This window comes from Pseudomonas sp. GZD-222, from assembly GCF_049310525.1.
In the GTDB taxonomy this organism is placed as follows: domain Bacteria; phylum Pseudomonadota; class Gammaproteobacteria; order Pseudomonadales; family Pseudomonadaceae; genus Aquipseudomonas.
The window spans coordinates 1-17604 of the sequence record NZ_JBMOWO010000004.1; the positions used below are offsets into that span (position 1 = coordinate 1).

A 17604-nucleotide genomic window follows, 5' to 3' on the forward strand; every position below is an offset into this window, starting at 1 on the left:
GGGAGCGGGTGCACCTTTTCCCCCCCCCCCCCCCCCCCCCCCCCCCCCCCCCCCCCCCCCCCCCCCCCCCCCCCCCCCCCCCCCGCTCCCACCGGGGAGGGACATTGCATTAGACAGCCTCCCACCCTGGTTGATGCTCCTATAGACTTCCGGACATGAACCTCGACACCCGCATCAAATTCCGCCACCTGCTGTGCTTTCTCGAAATTGCCCGTCAGGGCAGTTTCGCCAAGGCCGCCGATGCCATGGCCATCAGTCAGCCGGCCATCTCCAAGACCCTCAAGGAGCTTGAGGATCTGCTACAGACCCGGCTGTTCGAGCGCAGCAAACAGGGTGTCGAACTGACCCCGGCCGGGGTGCGTTTCATGCGTTACGCCGGGCCCAGTGTGCAGGCGTTGCGTGAAGGTGTGAGCAGCTTGCGCGGCGAGGAGCATGCCCCGCCACAGGTGCGTGTAGGCGTGTTGTCCACGGTCGAAAGCCTGCTGATGCCGGAAGTGCTCTGCCGCCTGCATCAACGCCATGACGCCTTGGTGGTCAGCGTCGCTACCGGGCCCAGCGCGCACTTGTTGGCGCAACTGCATGTCGGCGAGCTGGACCTGGTGATCGGACGCATGACCGACAGCCCGCAGATCCAGGGCCTGTTGTTCGAGCACCTGTACAGCGAATCGATGTCGCTGGTTGTGCGCCCGGGGCATCCATTGCTCGCCCGCCAGCCCATCGAGCGCAGTCAGCTCGGTCGTTATCCGTTGGTGTTGCCATTGGCGGGTACGACCATCCGCAAGCATGCCGACAGTCTCTTCGTGCAATGCGCGATCGAGCAACCGGCGCAGCGCCTGGAAACCCTTTCGCCCGCCTTGAGTCGGCGCTATGTGCAAAGCAGTGATGCGGTCTGGGTCGCACCGCGTGACGCGGTGCTTATCGACCTGGGGCGCGGCGAGTTGTGCGAGTTGGATCTGGGCGTCCAGGAGCCTGGCGGCTCGGTGGGTATCTGTAGCAATGCCGCGATGGCCCTGAGTCTGCCGGCACGCTGGCTGTGCGAAGTGCTGCGCGAAGTGGCCGGGCAATACCGCGACGGCAGCTATCCGTGAAATCCTGGCAATCTTACAAACAGCTACAAAACTGCAGCAGGGAAGTTGCCCAAGTGCGTTGTCCCGTCAATACTGGCCACTGGCTGCAGCTTTGTATGAAGAAGGTTTTACTTGGCTGAACTTATCCGGCTTTTCTCGCTCTCATGCCGGTAGCCATTGGTCGTGGCCGCCTGATAAGCTCGCGGCTTTACTCGATTGCCCTATTGGCGCATGAACAAGGAAATAGCATGAAACAGCATCGGTTGGCGGCTGCGGTTGCCCTGGTTAGTCTGGTCCTGGCGGGTTGCGATTCGCAGACCAGCGTCGAGCTCAAGACTCCGGCACAAAAAGCCTCCTACGGTATTGGCCTGAACATGGGCAAGAGCCTGGCTCAGGAAGGCATGGACGACCTTGATTCAAAAGCTGTTGCTCAAGGCATCGAAGATGCTGTCGGCAAGAAAGAACAGAAGATCAAGGACGAAGAACTGGTTGAAGCCTTTGCTGCCTTGCAAAAGCGCGCTGAAGAGCGCCTGGTCAAGATGAGCGAAGAGTCGGCTGCGGCCGGCAAGAAGTTCCTTGAAGAAAACGGCAAGAAAGCCGGTGTTGTCACCACCGCTTCCGGCCTGCAGTACGAAGTGATCAAGAAGGCCGACGGCGCTCAGCCGAAGCCGACTGACGTGGTCACCGTTCACTACGAAGGCAAGCTGACTGATGGCAAAGTCTTCGATAGCTCGGTTGAGCGCGGTAGCCCGATCGACCTGCCGGTCAGCGGTGTGATCCCGGGTTGGGTCGAAGGCCTGCAACTGATGCACGTTGGCGAGAAGTACAAGCTGTTCATCCCGTCCGACCTGGCCTACGGCGCGCAGAGCCCGAGCCCGATGATCCCGGCCAACTCGGTCCTGGTTTTCGAACTGGAACTGCTGGGTATCAAGGATCAGGCCAAGGCCGACACCGAAGCAGCCGACCCCGCAGCCGAGTAATCCGCTCGCGGTCCAGCCAACGCCCCGTCTCGACGGGGCGTTGTCGTTTCTGCAATCGGCACGAACGCTAGCGGCGTAACACGGTCTGAAAAGCTGCACCCGACGCAGAAAAGGTGCAGGATGAGCAAAACGTTTGCGTCATTGAAACAGGTGTGTAAAAAACGCCCGATTTAAGCCCGGCCCTTGCTGGGCGGGCGCCCTGAGCTCTAAAAGTGGCTCTGTTCACAAGGTTATCCACAATAATTGTGGATAACCTTTCCTGGTTTACGCCCTGGAGGCTGTATGAAAGCACCCTGGACTTTCGCCCGCTTTCTGCCCCTGGCCGAGCGCTTGCTCAGCCGTGGCCGTCTGCCGGCGCTGATTTTTGCCGTGGCGCGCAAAGGCCCGCGGCTGGGCAAACTGCGTGAAGATGTGCGTTTGCTGCAGGCCCTGTGCCTGGCCTGGTGGCGTGGCGAGTACCGCTCGATCAGCGCCAAGGCGCTGGTGACCGTGGTGGCCGGGCTGCTGTACTTCGTCAGCCCGCTGGACGCCATTCCCGACTGGTTGCTGGGCGTCGGCATGCTCGATGACATCGCCGTACTCGCCTGGGTACTCAAGGCCGTGTCCGATGAACTGGCGGCCTTTAGCGCCTGGCGCAACCGCCAGGCCCCGGAAAAACTGCGGGTGGTCGAACGCCTGCCCGATACCCCCGAAGCGCTGCGCCTGGAGCAGCCAAAAGGCTAATTACATCAGGACCCTGCACACCCTTGCTGGCTGGTAATATAATTGGCATAAGGATTATGCCTACAAATTACATCTCGTAATCCTACAAGGGGGTTGTAATGGGTATTCAGGTCATCAGCCGGGACGGTCAACCCGAGTATGCGGTTGTACCCTGGGAGCAATACCAGGCATTACTGAAGGCCGCTGGGCAGTTCGAGCCAGCTGCGGTCGAACAGACACAGGCTACCCCGAAAGAAAGCGCCAACTTGCCGAGCTTCAGCGAGTTGGCGCGTTTGCGTGAGGGCAAGGGACTGGCACCGGAACAACTGGCGCGTAGCGTGGGTATCAGCCCGGTGTACCTGGCCCTGATCGAGAGTGGCGAACGTCAGCCCGATGCTGCGATTCGCCGCAGTCTGGCCTGGGAGTTGGGTGTGGCCGGATGGAGCGAGCCGTCGTGAGCAGTGTGCGGATCAGCCGCCAGCACTGGGATGGCTTGCTCGAAGAGCTTGACCTGGCTCGACGCCAACGCCACCTGCTGACCTATCGTGCCTTGCTCGAACGCTTGCAGTTGCCAAGCCCTGCCATGCAGACCTTGACCGCTGCCCTGGAGCATCTGGCGGCGCTGGATGCCCGTGCCGAACAGCCGCTGCGCAGTTCGTTGGTGATCAGCCAGGGCGCCAGCCGTTTGCCACGTACCGGCTTCTTCGAATGCGTGGAGCGCCTGGGACGTTTTTCCGGGCCCTCGGACGGAATGGCTGCTGCCTCCTGGCACGCCTCGGAAGTGGTCAGGGTGTTCGAGTACAGCTACCCGGAAAAAGAAGAAGCCTGATTGGCGAACGCGGTATCGATCAAGTACAGGCTGTGGCCGGACAGGTCTTTGGCCTGATGCTTGGCCTGCGACGCCAGTTCTGCCAGCTGTCCGGCATCGAGGCCGGCGCAGGCTTGCGGGCGCAGTTGCACCACGCCGATCGATAGCGACAGCAGGGCGAACTCCTGGCGCTGCCCTTGGCGGTTCGGGGCAATGAAGCACCCGGCCTGCACATGCTCGGGACGGTAGAAGCGCCGGCACTGGCGCTGAAAGTCTTCCAGCAACAACTGCAACCTGCGCTCCCAGTCAGCCGAACCCAATACCAGCATGAAATCGTCGCCACCGATGTGGCCGACAAAGTCGTGGTTGGGGTCTACCCGTTCGTTCAGGCACTGCGCCAGACACAGCAGCACCTCGTCACCACGGGCGTAGCCGTAGATGTCATTGAAGGGCTTGAAGCTGTCGATATCCACGTAGCAGATTGCCGCTTCGCGTTGCTGCTGCAACAGGCGGGTCAGGCATTGCTGGATGGGAACGTTCCCGGGCAGCAGGGTCAGGGGATTGGCGTAACGCGCCTGCTGGATTTTCTGTTCGGTAATCAGCTTGAGCACATCGATTACCCGGCCCAGACCCAGGTAGCGGCCGTTATGAATAATGATGAAATCTTCTTCAATACGTTGGCGCGCACGGCTGGTGAGCAGGCGGCTGACCTGCTGCAACGACTGGGTCAGCTCCACGGCGAGAAAGTCATCGCTCATCAGCCGGCTGATCGGCTTGCGGGCGAACAGGTCGGTGGCAAAGGGCTTGAGCAGGGCGTCGGACAACGAATGACGGTGGACAATACCGCAGGGTTGCCGACGTTCATTAAGCACCGCCAGGGAGTTGAGGTTGGCCTGGCGGCGGAACAGCTCCAGTACCTGTGCTGTGGGTGTGTCTTGAGGGACTGCCGGCTGCTCGTTGAGCAGGGCGGCCAGATTGCCGCTGTCCTCAATGAGTGTCTGTACTTCCCGGACCGGACTGCCAAGCATGTGCTGGATATCCCGCGATGGCTGCTCTTGAGGCCGGCCGAGCAGGTAGCCTTGAACCAGGTCGACGCCCATCTCGGTCAGCACCTTGAGCTCTTCGGCCAGCTCGATGCCCTCGGCAATCACCTGGGCACGCGAAGCGCGGGCGATTTGCAGGATGGAGCCGACGAACTCGCGTTTGACCGCATCCAGGTGGATGCCGTCGATGAAGTGACGGTCGATCTTGACGTAGTCCGGGCGCAGTTCCGACCACAAGCGCAGACTCGAATAACCGGCGCCCAGGTCATCCAGGGCGATGGAAAACCCCATGTCGCGGTAGTGGTGCAGGGCATTGAACAGCAGCTGGAAATCGTCGGTGGGTGTCTGTTCGGTCAGCTCGATGACCACTCGACTCGGCGACAAGCCCAGATCGTGAAGCATCTTCAGGGTGCGCCCGGATTGATACTGGGGCTCGAGCAAGGACTCCGGGGAGACGTTGAGAAACAGCTTGCCGTCCAGTTGCTGCTGGCTGAAGCGTCGGCACGCGCTCTCACGGCAGGCCACTTCCAGCTCGGTCAGGCGCCCGGCCTGGCGGGCCACGGCGAACAGGTTGATCGGCGAGTGCAAGGGGCTGTTGGACGGACCGCGGCTCAAGGCCTCGTAACCGAGAATGCGCCGCTCAGACAGGCAGACAATCGGCTGGAACAGGCTGTGCAAGCCGCTTTGAGCAAGAATGGTGCTCAACGCGCTGAGCTGTTCGGTCACGGTCATGGCGGCACTACCTTGAAAAAAAAGGACTGAGGCCAGTGGCGCTCAGTCCTTTATTTCACGACAGAATCGTGACTGTTTGATGACGCGATGGAGGCACAGTCACATTATTTTGCCATCACTCGTTCACGGGTTATTTTTTGCCACCGCCGAATTCAGCCCCAGGTAATCGAGCAGGATGCGTCCGGACTCCGACAGGTAGGCGTCGTCTTCCGGTTTGGTATCGTCCGGCTCGACTGGCAGCGCGTCTTCGTCTTCCTTCTTCAATTCCTTGAGCGGTTCTTCGCCCTTGGCTTTGCGTCGGGTGTTTTCCAGCGCCAGTTGCTTGCTTTCGATATCGGCGTGCTGGGCACGGCGTTCAGCTTCGTTGAGGCTGACGGTTTTCTCGTTCATCAGCTGCTGGGTCAGCGCCAGGCGATCGCGGATGTAGACAAACTCCGGATCTTTGGCAGTGCGGCTGTCGTGACGGGCCTTGAGCTGCGCCAGGAACGGTTTGAACGGATCGACCGCAGGCCGGATCGCCGGGCGGATGGTGTCCCATGGCATGGCTTCAGGCAGGGCGCTTTCGCCAATTTCCTTGGTGTCGATGATCGACGGGTAGTCGATGTCCGGCAACACGCCCTGATGTTGGGTGCTCTGCCCGGAGACCCGGTAGAACTTGGCCAGGGTCAGCTTCAGCTCACCATGGTTGAGCGGCTGAATGGTCTGCACGGTGCCCTTGCCGAAGGTCTGGCCACCGAGGATCAGTGCACGGTGGTAGTCCTGCATGGCGCCGGCGAAAATCTCCGAAGCCGAGGCCGACAGGCGGTTGACTACCAGGGCTAGCGGGCCTTTGTAGAAGGCGCCGGGGTTTTCGTCTTCGAGCACGTCGACACGGCCATCGGCGTTGCGCACCAGTACGGTCGGGCCCTTGTCGATGAACAGACTGGTCAGCTCGGTGGCTTCCTGCAGGGAACCGCCGCCGTTGTTGCGCAGGTCTATGACCACGCCGTCGACTTTTTCCTTCTGCAGTTCGGTGAGCAGCTTCTTCACGTCACGGGTGGTGCTTTTGTACTCAGGATCGCCGGCACGGAAGGCCTTGAAGTCCAGGTAGAACGCTGGAATCTCGATGATGCCGAGCTTGTAGTCGCGCCCGTCCTGCTTGAGCTTGAGTATCGATTTTTTCGCCGCTTGCTCTTCGAGCTTCACCGCTTCGCGGGTGATCGGCACGATCTTGCTGGTCTGGTCGTTCGGCGCGTTGCTCGCCGGGATCACTTCCAGGCGTACCACCGAGCCTTTCGGACCGCGGATCAGCTTGACCACTTCGTCCAGGCGCCAGCCGATCACGTCGACCATTTCCTTGTCGCCCTGGGCGACGCCGATGATCTTGTCGGCCGGAGCCACTTGCTTGGTCTTGGCGGCAGGGCCGGCAGGCACCAGGCGCACGATCTTGACCTGGTCGTTGTCGCTTTGCAGCACGGCGCCGATACCTTCGAGCGACAGGCTCATGTTGATATCGAAGTTTTCCGCGTTGTCCGGCGACAGGTAGTTGGTATGCGGGTCGTAGGACTGCGCAAAGGTGTTGATGTAGGCCTGGAAGATGTCTTCGGCGCGGGTCTGGTCCAGACGCGTGAGCTGGTTCTTGTAGCGCTTGGTCAGCAGCTCCTGGATCGCCTTGGACTCTTTGCCGGCGATCTTCAGACGCAGCACTTCATCTTTGACGCGTTTGCGCCACAGGTCATCGAGTTCGGCCTGGTTCTTGACCCACGGGGCGTCCTTGCGATCGACCAGCAAGGTTTCCTTGGTGGTGAAGTCGAAGTTGTCGACGCCTTTGTTCAGCTCGGCAAGGGCAAAGTCCAGACGCGATTTGACCCGGTCCAGGTAGCGCTTGTAGATGGTGAAGCCGGGATCGAGATTGCCGCTTTTGAGGAAGTCATCGAACTGCGTCTTCCACTTGTCGAACTCGGCGATATCGCTGGCCAGGAAATAGCTGCGTGCCGGATCGAGCAGCTTGATGTAGCTGTCGTAGATGATCACCGAGCGTGCATCGTTGAGCGGCGGCTTGCTGTAGTGGTGGCGCTTGAGCAGCTCGACCACGTTGAGGCTGGCGACCACTTCATCGCGATCAGGCTGGAGTTTATCCCAGCTGTTGGCGGCCCATGCAGTGCCCGCCAACGGCAAACTGCCCAGTCCGATCAACAGTGCGAGGGTGGTGCTTGGTAAAAAATGCTTCATGCTGATTCGACGTAGGGACAATTGATCACGCATATTAGGCCGTCTTTGAATTCGCCGGTTCCATCAGAACCGGACGCATAATGCAAAAAGCCCGGGGCTACAAGCATCCGGGCTCAGTCATGACTCAACTATGGAGGCACTGTGAAGGCATTGCAAGGCGTTGACGGACATGTGGAGTGGGTTGCGACGACAAGTCCAACTTGCGATATCGGTCAAGTACGAATTCGCGTGGCCGCCGCCGGCCTCAATCGTGCCGATCTGCTCCAGCGTGCCGGGCTCTATCCGCCACCGCCGGGGGCCAGCGAGTTTCTGGGCCTTGAGTGCTCCGGGGTGATCAGCGAAGTGGGTGCCGGTTCTTCCTGGCAGGTCGGCGATCGGGTGTGTGCGCTGCTGTCCGGTGGCGGTATGGCCGAGGAGGTGGTGGTCGATGCCCGTCATGTGCTACCGGTCCCGGAAGGCCTGAGCCTGCAGGAGGCAGCGGCGATTCCCGAAGTATATGCCACGGCCTGGCTTAACGTGTTCCAGCTGGCAGCGGTGAAACCGGGCGAGAAGGTCTTGCTGCATGCCGGCGCCAGTGGCGTGGGCTCGGCGGCGATCCAGCTGTGCAAGGCCTTTGGCAGCCCGTGTTGGGTCAGTGTCGGCTCGGCCGAGCGCCTGGCCTACTGCGAAAGCCTCGGCGCCACCGGCGGCGTGGTGCGCGGCGAAGACCTCAATGGCCTGAATGATTTCGGCCCGTTCGACGTGATCCTCGACCCGGTCGGCGCTAACTATGCCGAGCTCAATCTCAAGCTGCTGGCCCGTGACGGCCGCTGGGTGATCATCGGCCTGATGGGCGGGCGCAAGGCCGAACTGGACTTGGCGCAATTGCTGCTCAAACGTGTGCAGGTGCTCGGTTCGACGCTGCGCACTCGTGATGATCAGTTCAAGGTGGACTTGCTCAGTGATCTGGGCCAGCAGGTGTGGCCATTGTTCACGGAAGGCAGACTCAAACCGCAGTTGGCCAAGGCATTCCCGATCAAGGATGCCGAGGCAGCGTTTGCCGAGCTTGCCAGCAACCAGGTGTCGGGCAAGTTGGTGTTGGTGATCGACGAGAGTCTGGTTTAAGTCACATCTGTAGGAGCGGATTCACCGGGACGCCGGACCGCCGCGATGGGGCGCGAAGCGGCCCAAAAAACCGGGACCGCTACGCAGTCCATCGCGGCGGTCCGGCGTCCCGGTGAATCCGCTCCTACAGGCCTATCAGCTCCAGCTATGAATCGGCCAGCCAGCCTTCTCGGCCTGCTCACGCAACACAGGATCCGGATTGACCACATGCGGGTGATCCACCTTCAGCAGTAGCGGCAGGTCGTTACGCGAGTCGGAATAGAAACTCGCGCCTTCGAGGTTCTCTTCTTCCTGATCCAGCCACTCCAGCAACCGGGTGATCTTGCCTTCGCGGTAGGTCAGGGTACCGACGGTCTTGCCCGTGTACACACCGTTCACAACCTCCAGCTCGATCCCGAGAATCTCATCAATGCCCAGGCGTTCGGCAATCGGCCCGACCAGATGGGTACCGGAGGCGGAGATCACCAGAATCCGGTCACCGGCCTTGCGATGGGCTGCAATGGTTCGGGTTGCATCGCTGAAGATGATCGGCTCAATGAAGTCTTCCACCCAAGGGCCCACCAGATGGTCGACCTCTTCCGGTGTGCGTCCAATCAGCGGCTCCAGGCTGAAGGCCATGTAGTCTTCCATGGCCAGGTGGCCCCTGCCGTAGGCGTCCATCAGTTCCTTGTCGCGCCGCAGGAAGGATTCACCATCGACCCAGCCAAGGCGGACCATCTGCTCGCTCCACAACGAGGCGCAGTCGCCGTGGATCAGGGTTTCATCCAGATCGAAAATCGCTAGTGCCATGTTCAGAAAAACTCCTGTGCAACCCTCAGGCGACTTCGCAGAGGGCGGTGGGATCGATCAACAAGGATACCCGTTGGCCGTCCGGATGCAGATCGGCGGACGAGCGGTTGAGTACATCGACCAACAATTCTACCCCGCGGGCCTCGACCCGGTAGCGGATCACGTTGCCCAGCAGGCTGTGGCTGCGCACCTGGCCTTCCAGCTCGCCGCTGAGGCTCAAGGCGATGGCTTCCGGGCGGATCGCCAGGCGGCTGTGCACCGGGCGCTGCAGCAGGCGGCTGGCGCTGTCGGCGTCGAGCAGGTTGTAGTTGCCGATAAAACCCGCGGCAAATACGTCCACCGGCGCGGTATACAGGGTTTCGGCATCGCCGCTCTGAACGATGCGGCCCTGGTTCATCAGGAAAATCCGGTCTGACATCGTCAGCGCTTCTTCCTGGTCATGGGTGACGAAGATGGTGGTCAGGCCCAGTTCCCGCTGGATCTGGCGGATCTGTTCGCGCAGGTGCTTGCGAATCCGCGCATCCAGCGCCGACAGTGGCTCATCGAGCAGCAGCAGGCGCGGACGGGTGACCAGCGAGCGGGCCAGGGCCACACGCTGGCACTGGCCACCGGACAACTGGTGCGGATAGCGGCTGGCGAGGTCCTGCAGCTCTACCAGTTGCAGTACTTCGCGCACCCGGGTGCGGCTGTCGTCGGCATTGACCTTTTGCATGCGCAAGCCAAAGGCGACGTTCTGCTCGACGGTCATGTTGGGAAACAGCGCGTAGCTCTGGAACACCATGCCGATCCCGCGCTTCTGCGGGCTCAGGGGCACCAGGTCGTTGCCGTCGAGGAGGATCTTGCCGCTGTCGACCGCCGTCAGCCCGGCAATGCAGCGCAGCAGGGTGGACTTGCCGCAGCCGGAGGGGCCGAGCAGGGTGACGAATTCGCCGCGCTGGATCTGGCAGTTGATGTCGTTGAACACCGGGCTGCCGCCATAGCTTTTCTGCAGATTCTGTACGCTGACAAAACACATATCAGGACTTGTCCTTGTTCAGGCGGTTGGCTGCCCAGGTCAGCACCAGCACGAAGAGGAAATACGAAATCACCAGGGCACTGTTGAAGTGGCCACTGCTGTTGCGCATGTTGTTCAGGTACACCTGCAAGGTCTCGTAGCGGGTACCGACCAGCAGGTTGGCGAAGACGAACTCGCCGAACAGGAACGAGAAGGACAGCAGCAAGGCCACCAGCAGGCCCTTGCGCAGGTTCGGCAACACCACCAGGAATGCGGCCTGGAAGGTGCTGGCGCCGAGGAGCTGGGCCGCGTCCATCAGGTCGCGCAGGTTGATCGCTTGCAGGTTGTTGGTAATCGCCCGGTACATGAACGGCAAGGCCACGGTGAAATAGCAGCCGATCAGGATCCACGGCGTACCGACCATGGCCATCGGCCCTGAACCGTACAGCTGCAGCAGGCCCACCGAAGACACCACCGGCGGTACGGCAAAGGGCAGCAGGATGAGGATGTTCATCAGCGCATCGAGGCGCGGGAAGTGATAGTGGACGACGAACAGCAACGGCAGGATCAGCAGCACCGACAGCAGCAGCGCGCCGACGCAGACCAGCAGTGACTGACCGAAAGCCGCCAGGAAGCGTGGATCGCTCCACAGCGCCAGGTACCACTTGAAGGTCAGGCCGCTGGGCAGCAGGCTCGCCGACCAGCTGGTGGCCAAAGAGTAGAGGAGGGTGCCTGCCAGTGGCAGTAACAGGATGATGAACAGCAGATACACCATCAGGCGATGGTAGAGGCGGGTCGTGCCCGTTTCAGCGCGCGACATGGTAGCTCCTCTTCAACAGCCATTGATGGACCACGGTCACCAGGGTCATCAGCCCGACCAGGATCATTGCCAAAGCGCTGGCCAGGTTCGGGTCCAGGGAAATATCGCCGGCCACCAGCGCCGCAATACGGATCGGCAGGACGTTGAAGTTACCTGTGGTCAGCGCATAGACCGTCGCGTAGGCGCCGAGGGCATTGGCCAGCAAGATCACGAAGGTGCCCAACAGCGCGGGTGCCATCACCGGCAGGCCGATGAGCCGCCAGTATTGCCAGGCGTTGGCGCCGAGCAGTTCAGCCGATTCGCGCCAGTCTTCACGCAGGGCATCGAACGCCGGGTAGAGCAGCAGTACACCCAAGGGAATCTGGAAGTAGGTGTAGAGAATGATCAGGCCGGTTTTCGAATACAGGTTGAAGTCTTCGATGATCCCCGCCTGCTTCAGCAGCATGGTCAGCGCGCCGTTGAAACCGAGCAGGATGATGAAGGCAAAGGCCAGCGGTACGCCGGCAAAGTTGCTGGTCATATTGGCGAAGGCGTTGACGAAATCGCGCAGGCGCGAGTCGACCTTGCGTAGCGAATAGCTGCCGAGAACGGCGATGATGATGCCGAACAGGCTCGACCAGAAACTGATCTCCAGGCTGTGCTGAATCGCCTGGCGGTAGAATCGCGAGTCGAACACTTTGCTGAAGTTGGCCAGGCCCCAACCACTTTCAGCCTGCAGGCTGTGGATCGCCACCCAGGCCAGCGGGGCGATCTGGAAAATGATGAAGAACAGCGCAAACGGCAGCAGGCACAACAACGCCAGCCACTTGCTGCGTTTGATCGAATTCACTTGAGCAGCTCCCGGCACACCGTCTTGTCGTGGGGCACACCGAGCAGCTCGCAGATCGTCCCGCACAATTCGGTTTGCAGCGGTTTGGCCGCAGGGTCGAGGCTGAACGCATCGCCGAACACGAACAGCGGTACTTCGCGTTCTTCGGCCAGCAGGCCGTTGTGCGAGCGGTCGTTATTCATGCCATGGTCGGCGGTGACCAGTACCTGATAACCCTCTTGCAACCAGGTGTGCAGGTAGTCGGCCAGGAGAATGTCGGCGCTGCGCGCACTGTTGCGGTACTGGCTGCTGTCCAGGCCATGACGATGGCCGGCGTCGTCGATATTCATCGGGTGCACCAGGAGGAAGTTCGGTGCATGGCGACGGCGCAGGTACTCGGCATCGGCAAACAGGTGCGAATCCGGGTAGTGGTCGGCGTAGTAGAACAGCCCGTGCTGGATCGGTAGTTTGGGCACATGGGTGTGACGGTCGCGCAGCGGGTCGAAGGGCGAGCGGTTGTACAGCTCGCTGACCCAGTGATAGGCCGCTGCCGCAGTGCCCAGGCCGGCTTCGCGGGCGTAATGGAAGATGCTGCGCTGGTTGGACAGGCGGGTGACATTGTTGTGCACGATACCGCTGTCGATGGGCGGCACGCCGGTAAGGATGCATTCGTATAGCGGGCGCGACAGCGCCGGCAGTTCACATTCCAGGCGGTACAAGGCGGCGCGGTCGGCTTCGACATAGGCGTGCAGGTGGCCCATGGCATGGTGCGCGACCTGATGGTTGAGACCATCGAGCAGGACCAGGATGACGTTGTTTTTCATGATTGCTCCGGAATTTATCGCGTGTAGGAGCGGATTTATCCGCGGTGGACTGCGCAGCAGGCCCATTTTCAGGGCCGCTGCGCGCCCCATCGCGGGCGGTCCGGCGTCCCGGTAAATCCGCTCCTACACCCGATCAGGGATCACTCCATCTCGATGATCACTTGCTCTTGCCACTTCTGCGGCAGTGCCTTGGAAGTTGCTTCCCAGGCAGCGGCATCCTTGATCGGTTGCACCGCCTTGTACTGCTCATTGGGCAGAAGTTTGGCCTGTACTTCAGCCGGCAATGTCAGGTGCTCGGCGCGGATCGGCCGGGCGTGACCTTCAGCCAGGTTGATCTGCCCGGCATCACTGAAGATGTATTCACGAGTCAGCTTGGCGGCGTTGGGGTTCTTGGCGTACTTGTTGATTATCGTGGTGTAGCCGGAAATCACCGAACCGTCAGACGGGATCAGTACTTCGAAACGGGTCGGGTCGATCTGCTGACGGTAGCTCAGGCCGTTGAAGTCCCAGACCACGCCGACTTCGATCTCACCCTTTTCCAGGGTCTGGATGGTCGGGTTGGCCAGCGACAGGCGCTTTTGCTGGGCCAGCTTGGTGAACAGCTGCAGGCCCGGCTCGATGTTCTTCTCGTCACCCTTATAGGCGATGGCGGCGGCCAGCACGCCGTTGGCAGCTTGGGCCGCAGTACTGACGTCACCGATGGCGACTTTGTACTTGCCCTTTTCCAGGTCATGCCAGGTTTTCGGGATATCTGCTTCTTTCACCAACTGCTTGTTGATGATGAAGGCGATGGTGCCGGTATAGGCCAGCGCCCAATGGCCGTCTTTATCCTTAGCCCAGGTTGGAATTTGCTCCCAGGTGCTGGGTTTGTACGGCTGGGTCACGCCCTTGGCGACTGCAATCGGGCCAAAGGCGGCACCGACGTCGCCGATGTCGGCGCTGGCGTTGTCTTTTTCGGCATCGAACTTGGCCACTTCCTGGGCCGAGCTCATGTCGGTGTCCATGTGCTTGAGGCCGTATTTCTTCGCCAGGTCTTCCCAGGTGCCTTTCCAGTTGGCCCAGGCATCGGGCATGCCCACGCTGTTGACTGCGCCTTCCTTGCGAGCGGCGTCTTCGAGGGCCTTGAGGTCAGTGTCGGCGGCCATGGCCGACGTGCACAGGGCGATGGTCGAGCCGAGCAGTGATGCCAGAAAAAGCTGTTTCATCCGAAGCTCCTTGGTGGGTGCCGTGCAAAACGCGAATGGTGTTGTTGGACGTTGTTGCGATTCGGTTGGTCTAGGTCAGCAATACCCGAGCCAAGGTAGGCCTGTTGCATGACAATTTGATGTCCAGTGCCGCCCCCGTCAGGGTCTGTGCCCCCTGAAAATCAAGCGTAGACCACGCTGGCTGTCATCTGACATTCATCTCGGTTGCCTAGGCTTGCACTATTCTCATAGCCCTGAAGGCGCCCGTTGTGCGCGCTGCCGGTGCTGGACTAGTCCAGATAGGTAACCTTCGATGCAGCCACTGCCGCCGCGAGCAGTAACAGCCATCTGTCATGCCCTGCAGGAGCAGATTGAGCATGGCCTTCTCGCGCCCGGCTGCAAGCTGCCGGCCGAACGCAAGCTCAGCGAGGTGTTCGATACCACGCGAATCACTCTGCGCGAGGCATTGGTGCAACTGGAAGCACGCGGGCTGATTTACCGCGAAGAACGGCGTGGCTGGTTTGTCGCGTCGCAGCGACTGACCTACGATTTGATCCAGCGCAGCCACTTTCACGCCATGGTTCGCGAGCAGGGGCGTGAAGCGCGCACCGAGCTGCTGTCGGCGCGCTTGTTGCCAGCTGCGGCGACAGTGTGCGCGCGGTTGCAACTGAAGCCGTTGTCGAGCGTTATCCAGATCTGTCGTTTACGCCGGATTGATGGCCGTGCGGTGCTGTACGCCGAGCACTACCTGAACCCCGAGTACTTCCCGGGCATTCTCGAACATGACCTGAGCCAGTCGTTGACCGAGCTCTATGCCCGTCATTACAGCATCGAATACGGCAGGGTGCGTTTCGAGATTCTGCCGACGGCCTTGCCGGTGGCGGCAGCCACCGCACTCAAGGTGTCGGCCGGCAGCCCCGGCCTGCACATCACCCGAGTCAACAGCGACCAGATGGGCAGGCTGATCGACTGTGACCTGGAGTACTGGCGCCACGATGCAATCCGCATCAAGGCCGAGGCCGGTTAGGTCTTGGGGCTGGTTTCGCTGAACGGCGTGCTGGCGTCGGTGGTGATCACCTGCACGCTCAGGCGTGGTGTGGCCAGGTCCAGGCCCGCTTCATCGAGCTGACGCTTGAGCGCCAGGTTGAAGGCCCGCGACACTTCCCATTGCTTGATCGGCGCGGTTTTGAAGCGTGCCCGCAGGATTGCCGAGCCCGATTCGAAGCTCTCCACCCCTTGCAGCTCCAGGGGCGACCAGATGTTGCGGCGCATCAGCGGGTCGTTGCGCATCTTCTGGCCGACATCGCGAATCAGGCTGATGGCCTGGTCGATGTTCATGCTGTGCGGGATCGCCACGCGGAAGATCGCGTAGCCGAACTCGCGGGAGTAGTTCTTGATGCTTTTGATTTCACTGAACGGGATGGTGTGGACGATACCGTCGATATCGCGCAGGCGCACGGTGCGGATAGTCAGGCCTTCGACCGTGCCCAGGTGGCCGCCGACATCGACATAGTCGTCAATGGCCAGGGAGTCTTCGATGATGATGAACAAACCGGTGATCAGGTCGGCCACCAGCGACTGCGCGCCAAAGCCGATGGCCAGGCCGATCACGCCGGCACCGGCCAGCAGCGGGGTGACGTTCATGCCCATGTTGGCCAGGGCAACGATCACCGCAATGATGAAAATCGCCACGAACAGCACGTTGCGGATCAGCGGCATCATCGTTTGCGCACGGGTATTGGCCAGGCCTTTGCGCGAGCGGGTCAAGGCATGGTGTACCGCAGTGTCGGCGAGAATCCACACCAGCCAGGCGGCAATCAGGGTGCCGCTCAGGCCGAGCAGGCGCACCGCCACTTCATGGCCTTCTCCTTCGGCAAAGCCGACCAGAGAGAAGCCCCAGACGCGCAGTCCCAGCTCGATGAATACCAGCCAGATAACCATGTGTACCAGGGTGTAGCCGAAGTTGCGCAGGCGTTCGCCATACACCGCCTGGCGGCGGTTGGCGCGTTGCGGCTTGAGGCTATGGCGGCGCACCAGGCCATTGATGACCATACACAAGATCACCAGCACGGTGCACATCAGCGATTGACGCAGGGCGGTGCTGGTATCGCCGGCCGAGATGAAGGTGGCAAACAGCGAGATCGCCACCAGCACCAGGGCCGGCAGGTACCAGAAGGTCCCGAGGATGTCGATGGTGTCGCTCAGCGCCCGCCGGGTCAGGCGCCGGGACAGCGGCTGGTTGCGGATCAGGTGGGCGATGGGGCGGCGGAAGCGCAGGATGAACAGCCCGGTGGAGAGTGCCGCGAGGATGTTGGCCAGGGTTGCCAGGGTATGGGCCAGGTGATCGCCCAGCGCGCCGGCCATGCGCGGGTCATTCATTGCCTCGCCAAAGGCGGCGAAACTGCCAATCAGCCAAAGCGGCCGAAACGCCTGGTGGCGGAGGATATGCAGGGCGCGATGGCGGTGCGGGCCATCGAGCAGGGAAAAGGCAATGACGCAGATCGCCGAGAAGCAAGTACCCACCACCAGGGCGTAGGCCAGCACCATGGCCATCGACTTGCCCAGTGAGGACGGCAGGACGAAGCTCAGGTACACGGTGATGAGCAGTGCGACCAGCCACGGCCCGAGCTTGCGCAGGGCAAAGCGCACCAGGTCCCAGGTGCGGGGGTGTTGCGGCAGTTCTTCGGTGAGGCCGAAGCGCAGGCGCACCTGATGACTGACCCAGTTCAGGGCATAGGCCAGCAGGCTCCAGAGGGCAATGATGGTGGCAAAACCGAAGAGGATCGGCGGCCACTCCTGTAGCGGCACCAGGCGGGCGTCGAATTCGATCTGTGCCAGTTCAAGTTCGCGGGTCCAGCGCGTGAGCGGGCTGGCGTCGCCACTGAACTGCTTTTCCAGTTCCGCGAAGGTGGTACCGATCAGGCCCAGCACGCCTTGCTCGGCCGCCGGTTGTGCCTGCTTGGTGCTGTCGCGCAGCTTTTTCAGGTCGGCCAGCAGCTTGCTGCGTTGCTGGTCGTTTTCCAGGTTCTTGATGACTTCGTCCAGCGACTGGGCCAGGGGTTCGGTGGCCTCAGGCTGGGCTTTGCTGCCACCCAGCAGGCTCGGCAGGCCAGCGGCGTGGGCCGGAGCCAGGATCAACAACGCCAGGAACAAGGTTACAACGCGGAAAAAAGCAGACACCGGACAATCAACCTTAAAACGATCAATCGCCCGAGTGTAGTGTATTTGTCAGTTGAGTTTCTCGAGGATCTTCCAGCACATGATGCCAATCATGCCGAGGGTACCGATCCACATCATGAACACGCCGATATTGCGGTCGCGCATGTTGAAACCAACGGTCAGCAGGATCAGGCCAGCGATGACCGGAAGGAACAGGGATTGAAAAGCTGACATGCGGCAAGGTCCTTGAGTTCGAATTTATGCTGCAAGGATAGCGGGTATGGCGCAGGGGGAGTGTGATTGAGGTCAGTGGAGGGGCTCATCGCGGGGGAAAACCGCTCCCCCCAAGACCTCCCAACCCCCACTTGGGGGGGGCTTT

General features: G+C 61.2%; 17 protein-coding genes. 7 read left to right on the plus strand and 10 right to left on the minus strand.

The features are described 5' to 3' along the window. The first annotated feature begins 155 nt into the window (after positions 1–155). The 5 genes from pcaQ (at position 156) to ACO6VD_RS00415 (ending at position 3578) form a co-directional block, all read left to right on the plus strand. Positions 156–1088, plus strand: coding sequence for a pca operon transcription factor PcaQ (gene pcaQ, locus ACO6VD_RS00395; protein WP_400172765.1), 933 nt, complete (start codon positions 156–158; stop codon positions 1086–1088). 227 nt (positions 1089–1315) lie between these two features. Continuing rightward, positions 1316–2047 carry an FKBP-type peptidyl-prolyl cis-trans isomerase gene (locus tag ACO6VD_RS00400; RefSeq protein WP_422416261.1) on the plus strand — a complete coding sequence of 244 codons (732 nt, stop codon included), beginning with the start codon at positions 1316–1318 and terminating at the stop codon, positions 2045–2047. 282 nt (positions 2048–2329) lie between these two features. After that, positions 2330–2770 (plus strand): YkvA family protein, encoded by a 441-nt coding sequence (locus tag ACO6VD_RS00405; protein ID WP_422416263.1) that lies wholly within the window; start codon positions 2330–2332, stop codon positions 2768–2770. A gap of 98 nt (positions 2771–2868) precedes the next feature. Then, positions 2869–3207 (plus strand): multiprotein-bridging factor 1 family protein, encoded by a 339-nt coding sequence (locus tag ACO6VD_RS00410; RefSeq protein WP_400172762.1) that lies wholly within the window; start codon positions 2869–2871, stop codon positions 3205–3207. Next, a complete protein-coding gene (locus tag ACO6VD_RS00415; RefSeq protein WP_128325835.1) occupies positions 3204–3578 on the plus strand; it encodes a hypothetical protein in 375 nt (124 codons plus the stop codon). The genes ACO6VD_RS00410 and ACO6VD_RS00415 overlap by 4 nt, the downstream gene beginning before the upstream one ends. On the opposite strand, the gene ACO6VD_RS00420 is transcribed toward ACO6VD_RS00415, so the two are convergent. Both ACO6VD_RS00420 and ACO6VD_RS00425 read right to left on the minus strand, forming a co-directional pair. Further along, the gene (locus ACO6VD_RS00420) at positions 3554–5332 is read right to left on the minus strand and encodes a bifunctional diguanylate cyclase/phosphodiesterase (protein ID WP_422416266.1); all 1779 of its coding nucleotides are present in this window, start codon (positions 5330–5332) and stop codon (positions 3554–3556) included. The two genes, ACO6VD_RS00415 and ACO6VD_RS00420, sit on opposite strands and share 25 nt — an antisense overlap. Before the next feature lie 123 nt (positions 5333–5455). After that, on the minus strand, positions 5456–7543 hold the full coding sequence (locus ACO6VD_RS00425; RefSeq protein WP_422416268.1) for a carboxy terminal-processing peptidase: 2088 nt from the start codon (positions 7541–7543) through the stop codon (positions 5456–5458). A 141-nt stretch (positions 7544–7684) separates the two neighbouring features. On the opposite strand from ACO6VD_RS00425, the gene ACO6VD_RS00430 reads away from it, so the two are divergent. Then, a complete protein-coding gene (locus ACO6VD_RS00430; RefSeq protein ID WP_422416269.1) occupies positions 7685–8647 on the plus strand; it encodes an NAD(P)H-quinone oxidoreductase in 963 nt (320 codons plus the stop codon). 135 nt (positions 8648–8782) lie between these two features. Here the strand turns inward: ACO6VD_RS00430 and ACO6VD_RS00435 are convergent, their stop codons facing one another. The 6 genes from ACO6VD_RS00435 to ACO6VD_RS00460 form a co-directional block, all read right to left on the minus strand. Next, positions 8783–9436, minus strand: a complete 654-nt coding sequence (locus ACO6VD_RS00435; protein ID WP_422416271.1) for an HAD family hydrolase — start codon at positions 9434–9436, stop codon at positions 8783–8785. A gap of 25 nt (positions 9437–9461) precedes the next feature. Then, positions 9462–10451: an ABC transporter ATP-binding protein gene (locus ACO6VD_RS00440; RefSeq protein ID WP_422416273.1), complete on the minus strand. Its 990-nt coding sequence runs from the start codon at positions 10449–10451 to the stop codon at positions 9462–9464. A 1-nt stretch (position 10452) separates the two neighbouring features. Then, entirely contained in the window at positions 10453–11250 is a 798-nt protein-coding gene (locus ACO6VD_RS00445; RefSeq protein WP_400172755.1) for an ABC transporter permease, read from the minus strand. Beyond that, positions 11237–12070: an ABC transporter permease gene (locus tag ACO6VD_RS00450; RefSeq protein ID WP_422416281.1), complete on the minus strand. Its 834-nt coding sequence runs from the start codon at positions 12068–12070 to the stop codon at positions 11237–11239. The genes ACO6VD_RS00445 and ACO6VD_RS00450 overlap by 14 nt, the downstream gene beginning before the upstream one ends. A gap of 5 nt (positions 12071–12075) precedes the next feature. Continuing rightward, positions 12076–12882 carry an alkaline phosphatase family protein gene (locus tag ACO6VD_RS00455; protein WP_422416275.1) on the minus strand — a complete coding sequence of 269 codons (807 nt, stop codon included), beginning with the start codon at positions 12880–12882 and terminating at the stop codon, positions 12076–12078. A gap of 140 nt (positions 12883–13022) precedes the next feature. Further along, complete coding sequence (locus ACO6VD_RS00460; protein WP_422416276.1) at positions 13023–14087, minus strand: ABC transporter substrate-binding protein; 1065 nt, start codon at positions 14085–14087, stop codon at positions 13023–13025. 292 nt (positions 14088–14379) lie between these two features. Here ACO6VD_RS00460 and ACO6VD_RS00465 point away from each other — a divergent pair, with 292 nt between their 5' ends. Beyond that, positions 14380–15093, plus strand: coding sequence for a UTRA domain-containing protein (locus tag ACO6VD_RS00465; RefSeq protein ID WP_422416277.1), 714 nt, complete (start codon positions 14380–14382; stop codon positions 15091–15093). Here ACO6VD_RS00465 and ACO6VD_RS00470 read toward each other — a convergent pair. Together ACO6VD_RS00470 and ACO6VD_RS00475 are read right to left on the minus strand one after the other, a co-directional pair. Next, positions 15090–17246, minus strand: coding sequence for a mechanosensitive ion channel family protein (locus ACO6VD_RS00470; protein ID WP_422416279.1), 2157 nt, complete (start codon positions 17244–17246; stop codon positions 15090–15092). The genes ACO6VD_RS00465 and ACO6VD_RS00470 overlap by 4 nt on opposite strands. 48 nt (positions 17247–17294) lie before the next feature. Then, positions 17295–17459 (minus strand): hypothetical protein, encoded by a 165-nt coding sequence (locus ACO6VD_RS00475; RefSeq protein ID WP_167332108.1) that lies wholly within the window; start codon positions 17457–17459, stop codon positions 17295–17297. Positions 17460–17604 lie beyond the last annotated feature (145 nt).